The 13,434-nt window shown below is 46.9% G+C and carries 10 protein-coding genes; 5 read left to right on the top strand and 5 right to left on the bottom strand.

Annotation, left to right across the window (positions count from 1 at the left end; translation table 11 throughout):
- The first annotated feature begins 46 nt into the window (after positions 1-46).
- The 3 genes from QUA53_RS19325 to QUA53_RS19315 all read left to right on the top strand — a co-directional run bounded on the left by QUA53_RS19325 (position 47) and on the right by QUA53_RS19315 (position 4,531).
- Positions 47-2,599 carry a DNA topoisomerase (ATP-hydrolyzing) gene (locus QUA53_RS19325; RefSeq protein ID WP_333096140.1) on the top strand — a complete coding sequence of 851 codons (2,553 nt, stop codon included), beginning with the start codon at positions 47-49 and terminating at the stop codon, positions 2,597-2,599.
- 391 nt (positions 2,600-2,990) lie between these two features.
- Positions 2,991-4,253, top strand: a complete 1,263-nt coding sequence (locus QUA53_RS19320) for an ATP-binding cassette domain-containing protein (RefSeq protein WP_445304929.1) — start codon at positions 2,991-2,993, stop codon at positions 4,251-4,253.
- 125 nt (positions 4,254-4,378) lie between these two features.
- On the top strand, positions 4,379-4,531 hold the full coding sequence (locus QUA53_RS19315; protein WP_172186457.1) for a chlorophyll A-B binding protein: 153 nt from the start codon (positions 4,379-4,381) through the stop codon (positions 4,529-4,531).
- Between the two features lie 214 nt (positions 4,532-4,745).
- Here QUA53_RS19315 and rpoD read toward each other — a convergent pair whose 3' ends face one another.
- From rpoD to trxB, 4 genes are all read right to left on the bottom strand, one after another.
- Positions 4,746-5,912 carry an RNA polymerase sigma factor RpoD gene (rpoD, locus tag QUA53_RS19310; protein WP_190735350.1) on the bottom strand — a complete coding sequence of 389 codons (1,167 nt, stop codon included), beginning with the start codon at positions 5,910-5,912 and terminating at the stop codon, positions 4,746-4,748.
- 688 nt (positions 5,913-6,600) lie between these two features.
- Entirely contained in the window at positions 6,601-6,765 is a 165-nt protein-coding gene (locus tag QUA53_RS19305) for a hypothetical protein (RefSeq protein WP_333096143.1), read from the bottom strand.
- 1,000 nt (positions 6,766-7,765) lie between these two features.
- Positions 7,766-8,650 carry an ABC transporter permease gene (locus tag QUA53_RS19300; RefSeq protein ID WP_333096144.1) on the bottom strand — a complete coding sequence of 295 codons (885 nt, stop codon included), beginning with the start codon at positions 8,648-8,650 and terminating at the stop codon, positions 7,766-7,768.
- A 264-nt stretch (positions 8,651-8,914) separates the two neighbouring features.
- Positions 8,915-10,285, bottom strand: a complete 1,371-nt coding sequence (gene trxB, locus QUA53_RS19295; protein WP_333096145.1) for a thioredoxin-disulfide reductase — start codon at positions 10,283-10,285, stop codon at positions 8,915-8,917.
- A 585-nt stretch (positions 10,286-10,870) separates the two neighbouring features.
- Here trxB and QUA53_RS19290 point away from each other — a divergent pair.
- Both QUA53_RS19290 and QUA53_RS19285 read left to right on the top strand, forming a co-directional pair.
- Entirely contained in the window at positions 10,871-11,887 is a 1,017-nt protein-coding gene (locus tag QUA53_RS19290; protein ID WP_333096146.1) for a methyltransferase domain-containing protein, read from the top strand.
- Positions 11,888-12,195: 308 nt separating this feature from the next.
- Positions 12,196-12,390, top strand: a complete 195-nt coding sequence (locus QUA53_RS19285) for a helix-turn-helix transcriptional regulator (RefSeq protein ID WP_333096147.1) — start codon at positions 12,196-12,198, stop codon at positions 12,388-12,390.
- Between the two features lie 18 nt (positions 12,391-12,408).
- Here QUA53_RS19285 and QUA53_RS19280 read toward each other — a convergent pair whose 3' ends face one another.
- Positions 12,409-13,320: a GGDEF domain-containing protein gene (locus QUA53_RS19280; RefSeq protein ID WP_333096148.1), complete on the bottom strand. Its 912-nt coding sequence runs from the start codon at positions 13,318-13,320 to the stop codon at positions 12,409-12,411.
- Positions 13,321-13,434 lie beyond the last annotated feature (114 nt).

The following is a 13,434-nucleotide window of genomic DNA, read 5'->3' as shown; positions in this document are numbered from 1 at the left end:
TTGACAGAGGCTGTTTTCACTCAGGAATTAACGGACACAAGGACTAATGGCTAAACAACTCAACCTACTTTCCGGGCAAGTAATTTCTACGCCTCTGCACGCCGAGATGCAGCAATCGTACCTCGAATATGCCATGAGTGTGATCGTCGGGCGAGCTTTGCCTGATGTCCGCGACGGTTTAAAACCTGTTCACCGTCGAATTTTATATGCGATGCACGAACTCGGTCTGACGCCAGACCGACCTTACCGTAAGTGCGCCCGGGTAGTTGGAGATGTTTTGGGAAAATATCACCCCCACGGCGACCAATCGGTTTACGACGCTCTGGTACGCATGGTTCAGGAGTTTTCGAGCCGCTATCCTTTACTGGCGGGTCACGGCAATTTCGGTTCGGTGGACAATGATCCGGCGGCTGCTATGCGCTATACGGAAACTAGGCTGGCACCGATCGCCCACGAAGCTATGCTAACCCAAGTCGGCGAGGCAACTGTTGATTTTACTGGAAACTTTGACAGTTCGCAGCAGGAACCGACGGCGCTGCCTGCTCAGTTGCCATTTCTGTTACTCAACGGCTGTGCTGGCATTGCTGTGGGGATGGCAACTAATATCCCGCCGCACAATTTGGGGGAGGTGGTAGACGGTTTAATTGCTTTGATTGAAAACCCGGAACTATCCGACGAGAAGTTGATAGAACTGATTCCGGGCCCGGATTTTCCAACAGGAGGGGAAATCGTTGCTACAGAGGGCATTGTTGACGCCTACACTAAGGGCCGAGGCAGCATTGCGGTCAAGGGTGTGGCCGGGGTGGAAGAGGTGCCTGGTAATCGCAAGGTGCGTACTAAAACGGCGATCGTGGTGACGGAGTTTCCGTTTCAGGTAAATAAGGCGGCTTGGATTGAAAAGGTGGCGGAGTTGGTAAATGCTGGCCGCCTCGATGGTATTTCTGATTTGCGTGACGAGAGCGATCGCGAAGGCATTCGAGTGGTGATTGAACTCAAGCGGGAATTTTCCCCAGAAGCGGTTCTCGCTCGCCTTTACCAACAAACTGACCTGCAAACAAATTTTGGGGCGATTTTGCTGGCAATTGTCAACGGTCAACCGCGACAGTTGACGCTGAGACAATTGTTGCAGGAATTTCTGGATTTCCGGGAAGTGACTCTTACCCGCCGCTACAATTATGAGTTGCAGGCTGCGGAACGCCGCTGTCACATTGTCCAAGGCTTAATGTTGGCTTTGACAAATCTCGATACAGCGATCGACATTCTCAGAAATTCTCCTGACGGCTCTACTGCTAAGCAAACTTTGCAAGTTCGCCTCAATTTGAGCGAAAGTCAAGCTGATGCGATTTTGGCGATGCCTATGCGTAGGCTGACTGGTTTGGAAAGGCAAAATTTACAGTCTGAGTTTGATGAGTTGACGGCTAATATTCAAGAATTGCAGCGGTTGTTGAGCGACAGGCGCGAACTTTTGAAGGCTTTAAAGAAGGAATTTCGCTCGCTAAAACGCAAGTACGCTGACCCCCGCCGCACTAAATTCGCCAATGGAACCGCACGCGCAGCAAACGCCGAACCGCAATTTTCGGGTAAGAAAAATTCTGCGGTGAAGCAGTTGTCGCCTGCAACGATTCAGCCTAACTTATTGCCCGTTGTAGAGGCAGAGGAAACTATTGTTGAATTTTCACACAAGCAGTACGTGCGACGCTTGCCGGCTGGGGAAAGGCCGCGCTCGAAAAGTCGCGAAAAATCGGTTTCAGCTTTAGAAAAAAATGAAGATTTTATTGTGACGGCAAATCTGACAAAAACAGATCGCACTTTGGTCGTCTTAACTCCTAATGGCAAAGCTTACCCGCTGAAAGTGGCGGATATTCCTAGTAGTAGCGCCAAAGACCGGGGAACGCCGATCGTTAGTTTGTTGTCGCCGAGTGCTACTAAAGATAGTGCGGGTCGCGCTTTGTCAGAAATCACAGTTGCACACTTTATTTTGCCGGAAAATTCGGAAGCAGCAGATTTAGTAACTCTGACTCAGCAAGGGAAAATTAAGCGCTTGCCGATGCAGGAATTTGCTGATTTGACTAATCGCGGCGTTACTGTTGTTAAACTTAAGGAGGACGATCGGCTGCGCTGTGCGAGTCTGGCTAAAGTAGGCGAGCAAGTGGCGATCGCAACTTCAGGAGGCCGAGTCCTCCGGTTTGAGATCGATGATGAACAACTGCCGCCAATGGGCCGCGCGGCCCAGGGTTCTCAAGTCACCAGGTTGCGGAAGCAGGAAGAGTTGGTGGGTTGCATAACTCTCGACCCGGACGACAGTCTGGTGCTATTTTCCGAATTGGGTTGGGCAAAACGAATGCCTGCAGGTTCTGTCAGACTTACTAACCGGGGCGAAATTGGCACTCAAGCTTTTCGTTTCTCCGAGCCTAAAGATGCTTTAGTTGGCTTGCTGCAGGCTGTTCCGGGTACGGATGTTAAACTTTTTACTAATTCTGGCCGCCTGCTGCGATCTGCTATTGATGCTATAGCTTTTTGGGGGAAAGATGCTGCGGGCGATCGAGTTTTTGACCTCCATCCAGGTGAAAAAATTATCAAAGTTATCAGCAGTCAATAGTCATTGGGCATTGGGCATTGGGCATTGGGTATGGGGCATTGGGCATTGGGAATTAATCTGATTTCTGACCTCTGACTTCTAAATTCAACATCCATCCGTTAAATCATTTAAATCCCGTATACTGATCGTTGCCGAACTTCCTCCTTCCTTGAATACCTCAATTACCAATGCCCCATGCCCGTGCCCCATGCCCAATCTAAAATCTAAAACCTAAAATTGTTTGATGGCGCAAGTTTTATTAGAAAATATCTACAAAAGTTTTCCGCTCCGCCAAGGGGAACAGGAAAAAGAAGCAAACACCGTCGCAGAAAGTGTCTCGCCTGTGGTCGATCGTCCTTCGTCTAACAGCGTTTTGCGACGCATTAACCTAACGGTCGAAGACGGCGAGTTCATGGTGCTGGTGGGGCCTTCTGGCTGCGGAAAAAGCACTTTGCTGCGATCGATCGCCGGTTTGGAAGTTTTGACGGGCGGTAATATTTGGGTTGGCGATCGGCTCCTTAACGATTTGCCTCCTAAAGACCGAGATATCGCTATGGTATTTCAAAATTATGCTCTCTATCCTCACTTAACAGTTTACGATAATCTCGCCTTTGGATTGCGCCGATCGGAAAGGGAGAAAGACGAAAGAAGGAAGAAGGAAGAAGGAAGAAGGAAGAAGGAAGAGGGAAGAGGAAAGAAAGTAGAAGGGATAAGGGGGAAGATACAAGGAGAAGAACGAAGCATCCAGAATATAGAAAAAATTAGGAATAAGGTAGAAGAGGTTATTAATGATTTAGCTTCTAATTATTTTAAAAATCCTCTAAGTTATCCTTTGTTTGAGGACTTTTTAGGAGGAGCGACTCGCAAGTTGCCTCCGGGTTGGCGCTATTTGTCGGAACGGGAAAAATCCATAGGAAAACGAGTGCGGGAGGTAGCTGAATTATTGCAAATAGAATCTCTTTTAAATCGCTTGCCCAAACAACTTTCGGGAGGGCAAAAGCAGCGGGTAGCTTTGGGTAGGGCGATGGCTCGAAATCCTCAAGTTTTTTTGATGGACGAACCGCTATCTAATCTTGATGCGAAATTGAGGGCGGAAACTCGATCGCAAATTGTGCAGTTGCAGCGACAGTTGGGAACTACAACTATTTATGTGACTCACGACCAAACTGAGGCGATGACTATGGGCGATCGGATTGCTATTATGAATAGAGGTCAGCTTCAGCAAGTAGCTCAACCTCTAGAGCTTTACAACAAGCCGACAAATCTTTTTGTTGCTGAGTTTATCGGTTCTCCGCCGATGAATTTTTTGGCGGTGGAATTTAGTGCTCCGCTGTTGATTTCTCACCCGCAATTTCGCTTTACTTTACCCGATATTTGGGCAAAAAGTCTACAACAATATGACGGGCGAGGGCTTATTTTGGGCATTCGGCCGGAACATTTGAGCATTAACCCTCCCGCTACCAAAAATCTTTCGGTACAAGTGGAAATTGTAGAGGCTTTGGGACACGAAACTTATTTGGGGGTTTGTTTGACGGATGCTCCGGCGGTGCGGATGCAAGTGCGGGTTCCTCCTGAGCGATCTATCCGAGTTGGCGAGGAGCTTTGGTTGGCCATCGCCCATGACAAAATTCACTTGTTCGACTCTGATACCGAGTTGGCTATTTTTCCTCGTTAGGTAAAATCATCAAGGTCGATCGACCGTTGTGACCGATCGCACTAATCACAAGCTTGCATTTTGATCGAGGAATGTTATATTTATTCACATAAGCCTTACACAAGTTAACGAAAGGAGTTCGCACTATGCAAGAACAAAAACGCAACGCTTGGAACTGGGGCTTCAGCGAAGGAGCCGAAAATTGGAACGGTCGTTTGGCGATGATTGGTTTCTCTGCGGCTGTCATCATCGAATTGGTTTCCGGTCAAGGCCTGCTTCACTTTTGGGGTCTGATGTAATTTTATAGTTAAGACTTTTGTGACACCGCAAAGGTTGGGAGTTCCGTGACGGACTCCCTAAATTTTGGCAGCGGGATTTTGGCAGCCAATAGTCGCTTGCTCCGGGCAGTTAGGAGCATAAAATTTAACAGCTATAGCCCAAACCGGGGCGGGGGGTCTCCCCCCCAAAAAAAAGAGTGCGAATCACTCTTTTGGGTGATGCTAGCAAATTACTCTAGCGGATATATTCTTTTAAGATGCTGTTGCGGTTGGGATGGCGTAACTTCCGCAGGGCTTTAGCCTCGATTTGGCGAATTCGCTCACGAGTGACGTTAAAGATTTGACCAATTTCCTCCAAGGTCTTCATCCGTCCGTCATCTAAGCCGTAACGCAGTCGCAGTACATCTCGTTCTCGGGGGCTGAGAGTATCCAAAACGCTTTCCAAGTCTTCCCTGAGCAAGTTTTTCGAGACTTGATCTTCAGGTGTTTCCCCGTCTGATTCAATAAAATCTCCCAGACGTGAGTCTTCCTCTTTGCCGATCGGAGTTTCTAGAGAGATGGGCAACTGTGCGGACTTAGCGATGAACCGCAACTTCTCGATAGTCATCTCCATGCGGGTAGCAATTTCTTCTTCCGTAGGCTTGCGACCCATTTCCTGAGACAGGAGTTTGGTAGTTTTCTTGATCCGCGAAATGGTTTCGTAAAGGTGAACCGGCAGGCGGATAGTGCGCGATTGGTCGGCGATTGCCCTGGTAATGGCTTGACGTATCCACCAAGTTGCGTAGGTAGAAAACTTGTAGCCTTTTTCGTGATCGAATTTTTCAGCAGCGCGGATCAGCCCCAAAGAGCCTTCCTGAATCAAATCTTGGAAAGACAAACCGCGATTCATGTATTTTTTGGCGATCGACACCACCAAACGCAGGTTTGATTGCACCATTTTTTCCTTTGCCCGACGGCCGACGTGGAGTCGGTGACGGAATGCAGGAAGTGCCATATCTACAGCATTAGCCCATTCGCTGTCTTTAGGTTCGCGGTTATACTCTTCGAGCAATTGTTCTCGAACTCGCTCTAATTCCAGCAAATCTGCAATCTTGCGCGCTAGTTCAATCTCTTCGTCAGCTCGCAGCAGTCGAATCCGACCGATTTCTTGCAGGTAAAGACGAATAGAGTCTTCAGTATAATGCTTTTTCTTTGCCTGTGCCCGACGGCGGGCTTTGGCGCCTTTGCCAGATTTAGGGTCTTCCTCAGATTGAGAGTCTAAGAATTCTTCTCGATCGTCTTCTTCGTCGATAAAGAGTTCTAACTCGCTCTCAGGTAGAACGCTTTCGGCGCCCCGAAGCAACTCGATTGTTTCCATTTCCGGTGTAATTGTGGTTTCGAGTACGGTGTTAGCCTGGATCATGCCGTCTTCCTCATGCTCCTGAATTAAAGAATAAATAACAGTGGAATAGTGTCGTCTGTTTGTAGTTTAGACAAGTTAGCCAGTATTGACATTCCCGCAGGAAAAAATAGTGGGATTTTCGGTCTGCTAGCTGAATCTGTTACCGAAATTGCACCATTTTTATGAGTCAAAGCTCGAGTTCGGGTTTGAAGCAGGCAGCGCATTCAATCGATCGCAGATTTTAACATCGCGACCTTAAATTGAGCTAGCGGCTTTTTTTTCGGAGCGAGTTACCACATCATCTGCAATACCTTGCCCAGAGAAGCAAACCATGAAGTGCGATCGATCGCACTTCCAAAAATACTGACTTTTTTACTCGGTACTTCGAGCTTTTACCCGTACAAGTTTTCCGGCACGGAACCCTCTAACTTTTGTATTGGAGGTGTCGAACTTTTGATTCGCCTTGCTTTCACTCTGGTTGTCAGACATGACAGTTGCACGGCAAGTTTTCGCCACCTTGGATGCTAGTCTGCTGCCTCAAATGCAACAGCAGAGGGTTGAAGCACCAAACGGGGAGAATCGGATCTTGCAAAGACCTTCCCGATTGTAGCCTTTCTCACAAAAAATGGAAGTTGTTTTCCATTGTTTGTCAAGAACTAGGAAAACTCTGTCAGCTTAGCTTGACAATACTAACTCATGTCCGGCTCTGCTAAATCCTGAGAACGGCCCGCAAAAACTTTGGCACGATCGAACGGCGCTGTTTTCTGCGTATATCTGGGTGAACGGCTGCGGCGTAGTTGGCCAGACACTTAGCAGACAATTTTTGAGTTGCCCAAATTGGAACCAATACAATCCGTGTAGATACACCCATCATTACCCTGTTTCCCTGAATTGAATCATACGCAATCTGCGATTGAATAAAGCTCGTAGCTTTAGTTTTAAGCCGGCCGCTCTGGATTAGAGACCGACTCTGACCCCCCATGAAGCGTTGCGGGTTGAGTAGTGCAACAGGGGCTTTCATTGTTAAGTTAGCTCAAATCTCAGAAATTGGGTTTAATTTTGACGTTAAATCACATTAAGTTCTTAACGTCACATTCTTATTTAAGCAGTTCGACACGAGTTTGTCGCGTCAATGGCAAAAACCACCCGGATAAATTCTACTAAGAGTTAACCCGCCGCGCAACTCTCGACTGCGGATTTCTCTAAAATTTTTTGGCTTTCAGTGCGCACTGTCGCGATCGCACTTTTTTCTCACAAACAACACAATTCGCCATCTTCCGGAAGTATAACTTCACGATCCCTTTAAATATATCGTGACACTGTGAAGATTCCATAAAGCCCCTCAATAAATTTTAGGTAGCATTCCCCAATTGTCTTGATAATTTCAAGCAGACGCAAAAAATTCCCCAGCGGATGTTGATGCAACTGCCTGATGATAACTCCGCCAGGGAAGAAAAATTTGCCAGTTAACGATGTGCTTGCTATGGTTAGAGAAGACCTAAACTCCAGGATACTTAAAGCAATGGAACGGTAGGACGTTGGTGCGATGCTCAAAATTTTGTTATTATTTACAGCGTCTCATCAGAAAGCACAGAGCCTTGCTTGATCCTCTGCTCTGGTTTAAATTATGTGGCTTGACCTTTAGAAGATGAAGCTATCAAGCAAAATTTCCGATCCGCGTCTATATTGACAACCCAACGAAGGTTGACTACCTAGAAAGAATTAACCTGATTGAGAGAAAGATATAGTAATTAATCGGGCAGAGATTACCATCTCTTTATATTGCCTGTTTCTAGTCAGGACTTCAGTTTTTTTTATATTTGTGAATAAGCACTAAAGTCCTGACTGCCAACTTAATTTAACCGCGAGACAAATTACTGCTGATTCCGCAGGCGAGGGTTGACAAATTCGTTTAATCCTTCCCCCACCAAAGACAGTCCCACCACCATTAAAGTCATCGCCAAACCGGGAAACAAAGCCGTCCACCAAATGCCAGTAGGTAGCGCATCTAAAGCTAAACGCAAGTCGTGTCCCCATTCGGGAGTTGCTTCGGGAAGTCCTAATCCGAGAAACCCCAAACCTCCTAATGTTAAAATTGCATCGGCAGCGTTGAGCGCAAACAGCACAGGTACGCTCTGAATCACATTCAGAAACAGGTAGCGCGAAAGCACTGTCCAAGTGTCAGCACCCATTGCTCGCGCGGCTTCGACAAACAATTCGGTTTTGACGCTGACGGTGTGATTCCTGACGACGCGGTAGTACTGAGGGATGTAGGAAATGCTCAGGGCGATCGCAGCATTCAAAACTCCTTTCCCCACTACAAACGCTAGCGTCAAAGAAAGTAGCAGCCCCGGCAAAGTATAAATTGTATCCATTAAAAATAACAACACTCGATCGAGCTTACCGCCCAAATAACCGCTAACCAAACCCAGCGGCACACCGATAAACAAACTCAAAGCAGTGGCTAAAATTACCACTTGCCAAGCCGCGCGAGAAGCAAACAGCGTGCGGGAAAACACATCGTAGCCGCTGCGGCTAGTACCGAACCAATAATTCGCCGAGGGCGGTTCGTGGATGGGGTTAATCAAAGCCTCGGTAGGATTTTGCAGCCATCCCCAAGCTTGCATAGCTGGAGACAAGGTGGCTACCAATACAAACACGGCTGTTATTGTCAAACCTGCCCACATCATTTTCATTGACAGGCTTGAGGGCGAGGCACTGTTGAGAAATCGCGGCAGTCGGAGACGGCTTTGAGCCATAATGACGATCGACCTATATAAGACTTTTCGATTTTAGTAGCACTCAGGCGAAAAAACCCGGAACGGTCAAAAATCCTCTTTCTCATTCGCCAAACACTCGCGACAAACCGGGTTTTTTTGCGCGATGCGGCTAAAAAAAATCGGTTTCTCCCCTGCACGGGACTGGCGCGCAGGGGAGAAACCTGGTTTTTGGCAGGTGGGACGCAAGTCGAGTTTAGGTTAAATCTCTCTTAGCGAACCTCAAATCTAAAATCGATCGAATTCCTACAAATTACTGGCAATTAACTCGCGGTACTGGCTTTTAGGCTTAACTCCTTTGAGCTCAGCTACCAAATCTTTGTCTTTGAAATACTGAATCGTCGGCGTACCGATCACGCCAGCATTTTCAGCAATTTCTGGATCTTCTTCGATGTCAATTTCCACGTAGTGGATCTTGCCCTCGAACTCATCTACTACTTTGCTCAAAATCGGCTTGAGGCTGTGGCAAGGCCCACAACTCGGAGAGGCATATTTGACCACAATCAGTCGATCGCTATCGTGGAACAACTTCCGCAAAGCATAACCTCCTTCGTGGCGCGTATCTTGGATATCAAAGTTCTCGCTGGTTTTGCGTACTTTTTGAGCTTCCGGCGCTGCGACGGGTTGCTCGGATTCCTCGGCTTGATGGAATTCCTGAGCTAAACCATTGGACGACAGCCACCTTTCTGCCAGCATCGCCCCCATACAACCGCTACCGGCGGCGGTGATGGCTTGGCGAAACTCGTGGTCTTGCACGTCGCCGACGGCGTAAACTCCCTCGACGCTGGTTTCTACCGAACCGTGCTTGGTAACGATATAGCCTACTTCGTCGAGTTCTAGCTGACCTTGGAACAGTTGAGTGTTGGGAGTGTGACCGATCGCGTAAAACAATCCCTTCACCAGCAAATCGCTTTCGGCACCCGTCTCAATATTTCTAATTCTCACCCCGTCCATTTTTCCGCCCGGTTCGCCCAAGATATCCACTGCTTCGGTGTTCCAGTGCACGGTAATTTTAGGGTTGCTCAGCACTCGGTCTTGCATGGCTTTGCTGGCGCGCATTTGATCGCGCCGCACCAGCATATGTACGTGAGAGCCGTATTTTGTCAAATAAATAGATTCTTCCGCTGCTGTGTCGCCTGCGCCGATTACAGCTAAGTCTACTCCTTTAAAAATTGGGGTAGCGCCGTCGCAAATCGCACAGGCAGAAATGCCGTGACTCCAAAATACGTGTTCGCTAGGCAGCCCCAGCCGTTTCGCCGTCGCGCCTGTAGCTATTACTATCGTGTGGGTTTTGATTTCTCTGTCTTCCGATCGCACTGTAAACGGCCGCTTGGTCAAATCCACAGAAATTACATCTTCTGTGTATAATTCTGCACCCCAGCGCACTGCTTGAGCTTTCATCCGATCCATGAGTGCCGGCCCGGTGATCCCTTCAGGGAAACCGGGGAAGTTTTCTACTTCTGTGGTGGTCATCAGTTGACCGCCGGGGACGCCTCCGGCTTGGTAGCCTTCAAAGACTAAGGGTTTCAGGTTTGCCCTCCCGGCGTAGATGGCTGCTGTATAGCCTGCGGGCCCTGAGCCGATAATTACTAGGTTTTCTACGGTTTCGTTGGTCATAGCTATTTACTTAAACTCATAACGACTTCGTTTTACTAATTTTAGCAGAGTTCGATCGAGTTTGGTTGGATGTCATTGGGCGATCGAGCATCTGTATCTATTTTTGAGGGTCGATCGGTCTTCGGGGCAATTACAACTATTTTAATAAGCAAAAACAATCTAAAAATCGATTTAGTTTTAAATGTTCGATCTATTTTGACTGCTGAAATCTTAAGAAAACCTAAAGATGACCCAAATTATTGACTTCATTCTCAATTATTTTACCTATTTAGTTGCTTTGAGGCTTATGGTAAGATTTTCACAATCCAGGGGCATTATGACTAATTTAAATTTTTGGCGCTGAAAGCTTTTAAAATCGTAAAATTAACGAACTCTGCAAATGTAACAAGTACAATTATTTATGCAAAATCCGCATTTTATGGTTTAAGAATTGTAAAGGATATTTGGGTCAATTTGACAAAGTACATGATTAGTGGTATGTAAGGTGCGGTCGGGGGGAAATTCGATAGAACTTTTTAACCGCTTCGGAAGCACAGGCGGGACGGCCGTGCCACGATTAACATAGAATTTTGTATTTGTATCTGAATGGATAAAATCAAGATATTGTTTGTGTGCAGCCGCAATAAGTGGAGGAGTTTGACTGCCGAGAAGATATGGGAGAATGTTAGCGGCTACAGCGTGCGATCGGCTGGAACGGAAAAAGGTGCAAGAATTAGAGTAACTGAGGGTCTTGTAGGTTGGGCAGATGTGATATTTGTCATGGAGAAGAAGCATGGCGATCGACTCCGCAGCAAATTCCCGGAAAGTCTCGAAGGCAAGAAAGTTATTTGTCTGCAAATCCCGGACAATTACGAATATATGGAACCGGAGTTAGTCGAGCTTTTGCAGGCGAAACTTAACCCCTATATAAAAATGCCAGATAATGAGATAAATTTTATGCAGCGAGTTTTGGAACCGGAAGTGATGGATTCCTTGGAAGAGGCGATCGAATACGATTCGATGGACTTTGCTGAGGTTAATGCTGCTTTTGCTCAGAGTGCTGCGGCGTTGGGACCGATTTTTGGAAACGTTTTGGATGCGGGGACGGGTACCGCGAGAATTCCGATCGCCCTTTGTCAACTCCGGCCAGTATGGAAATTGACTTGCATTGATTTGTCGGCAAATATGCTGAAAGTCGGGGCGGAAAATGTGGAAAAGGCGGGCGTGCGATCGCAAATTAGTCTCGAATTAGTCGATGCTAAGGCCATGCCGTATCCAGACAGTTATTTTGACATGGTGATTTCCAACAGTATTATCCACCATTTGGCAGATCCGCTGCCATTTTTGCGCGAAGTCAAGCGAGTCTTAAAACCGAACGGAGCAATATTTTTGCGCGATTTACTCCGACCTATGGATGAGGCAATGAGGGTTCATTTAGTCGAGATCTATGCGGGAGATTGCAACACGCATCAGAAACAGTTATTCAGCGATTCCTTGCAAGCAGCATTTACGCTGGATGAAGTTGAGGAGATGCTCCGAAATGCCGGGTTGGATGGGTTGAGGATTTATGAATCTTCAGACAGGCACTGGACGGCGGAGCGTGCTTGGTGCGAGTCTTTGTAGGCACGGGACGATCGTCCGATAATATTTTATACGCAGTATTGCACACCTTCAAGCTAAATACTTGTCCAAATCTGACCAACTGCGAAACTGACCCACGACGCTTCTATTGTCAATTGGGAAGCAGGCGAACAATAACCTAGGAATTCAGACGCTGTTTGTAAGGCATAATCGATTCATGTTCCTTTCCAAAATTGTCTAATCAATTTATTGTTTAGTCAAGATGCTTAAGCATCTTATTATATAAAAAATGTGCGATCGAAGTTATGCCGAAAAAGCCTGTTCCGCGACCAGAAGATGAAGAGTAGCATTTGAAGAAGCTCAGGGAAGAACTGGAGATGAGTCAGGAAGATTTGGCGCGAGAGCTTGGCGTTTGGTCGCAAACAATCAGTGGTTGGGAGTTGGGAAAGAACGTGCCGACGTTCACCGTCAAGCAGATGAAAGCTTTGGAGAAATTTCTGGCTAGCATCGGCAGGTCGATCGGCGATTTGCCAGCCAATCTGTGATGGAAACGATTTTCCAATCTAAAATCCATCCGTATCTAAAATTACTCGATCGCGCCCTCGGTTTTTAGCTTGATAAAGCGCGCGGTCTGCCGCTGCAATCAAGTTTTTTTGTGCTGCAGACGATCGAGGAAATGTACTCGCTACCCCCAAACTCAGCGTCACGAGAGAACCCACCGCAGAATTAAGGTGTTCGATTTCTAGTTCTTTTACGCAAACTCGAATTTGCTCTGCAATCCAAACAGCTATTTCAGACGAAGTGCGGGGTAAAATTACCGCAAATTCTTCACCTCCGTAACGGGCTACTAGAGTGTCCCCCGAAACTTTGCCTGCTGAGTAATTTACCGCTGCCAAAATAGCTTGGGCTACCTGCTGCAAGCAAGCATCTCCCGCCTGATGTCCGTAAGTATCGTTGTATTTCTTAAAAAAGTCAACATCGCATAAAATTAAAGATATTTCTGCTGCGGCTGCTCCCAATTCTAGCCATTTTTCCTGTAAGTATTCGTTAAAACAGTGGCGGTTGGCAATCTGAGTTAACCCATCTAAGTTGGCAAGGCGATATAATTCGGAATTAGCTGCTTTTAATTGAGAATTAGCTGCTTCTAGCTCGGATTGCGTAAGCGATAAATTGTAATAAAGTTCGCTCATAGACCAAGTAGCTTGTTGGTGAATTTGGGATAAAGCTACCCACAGTTGATGCACGTCTAAAAGTCGGTAAACTTGAGGTTCTAACTGCACAACAATCGGCTCGTAAAGCTGTTCCGGCGGTCGGTGTACGGAGCGCTGAGCTGCCAGGACAATTAAGGCTACTCCTGGTAAAATCAAAATATCGCTTTGAGCTATTTGATACAAGGCTATAATCGGTCTGCAAGCAAATATATCTACTCCGTAAGGGCGGCTCATGCGTTCCATAAACCGCCGACGGGATATCATCCCTAAAAATTCCCCATTTACGGTCAAGATAACTCCCGGAAGCAGGGGGTGAGATTAAAAAAAACGAGCTACTTCTTTGGCGAGATATGAGGAGTCAACCTGAAAATTGAATAG

This window comes from Microcoleus sp. Pol12B3, assembly GCF_036701355.1.
Taxonomy (GTDB): domain Bacteria; phylum Cyanobacteriota; class Cyanobacteriia; order Cyanobacteriales; family Microcoleaceae; genus Microcoleus.
This window is presented reverse-complemented; position numbering and strand designations above follow the sequence as displayed.

What these genes read in the sequence shown, in the direction of transcription:
- trxB (WP_333096145.1), bottom strand. Translation starts at nt 10,285, where the DNA reads ATGACCAACGAAACCGTAGAAAACCTAGTAATTATCGGCTCAGGGCCC.
- QUA53_RS19280 (WP_333096148.1), bottom strand. Translation starts at nt 13,320, where the DNA reads ATGATATCCCGTCGGCGGTTTATGGAACGCATGAGCCGCCCTTACGGA.
- QUA53_RS19305 (WP_333096143.1), bottom strand. Translation starts at nt 6,765, where the DNA reads ATGATGGGTGTATCTACACGGATTGTATTGGTTCCAATTTGGGCAACT.
- rpoD (WP_190735350.1), bottom strand. Translation starts at nt 5,912, where the DNA reads ATGATCCAGGCTAACACCGTACTCGAAACCACAATTACACCGGAAATG.
- QUA53_RS19300 (WP_333096144.1), bottom strand. Translation starts at nt 8,650, where the DNA reads ATGGCTCAAAGCCGTCTCCGACTGCCGCGATTTCTCAACAGTGCCTCG.
- QUA53_RS19320 (WP_445304929.1), top strand. Translation starts at nt 2,991, where the DNA reads ATGGTGCTGGTGGGGCCTTCTGGCTGCGGAAAAAGCACTTTGCTGCGA.
- QUA53_RS19290 (WP_333096146.1), top strand. Translation starts at nt 10,871, where the DNA reads ATGGATAAAATCAAGATATTGTTTGTGTGCAGCCGCAATAAGTGGAGG.
- QUA53_RS19325 (WP_333096140.1), top strand. Translation starts at nt 47, where the DNA reads ATGGCTAAACAACTCAACCTACTTTCCGGGCAAGTAATTTCTACGCCT.
- QUA53_RS19315 (WP_172186457.1), top strand. Translation starts at nt 4,379, where the DNA reads ATGCAAGAACAAAAACGCAACGCTTGGAACTGGGGCTTCAGCGAAGGA.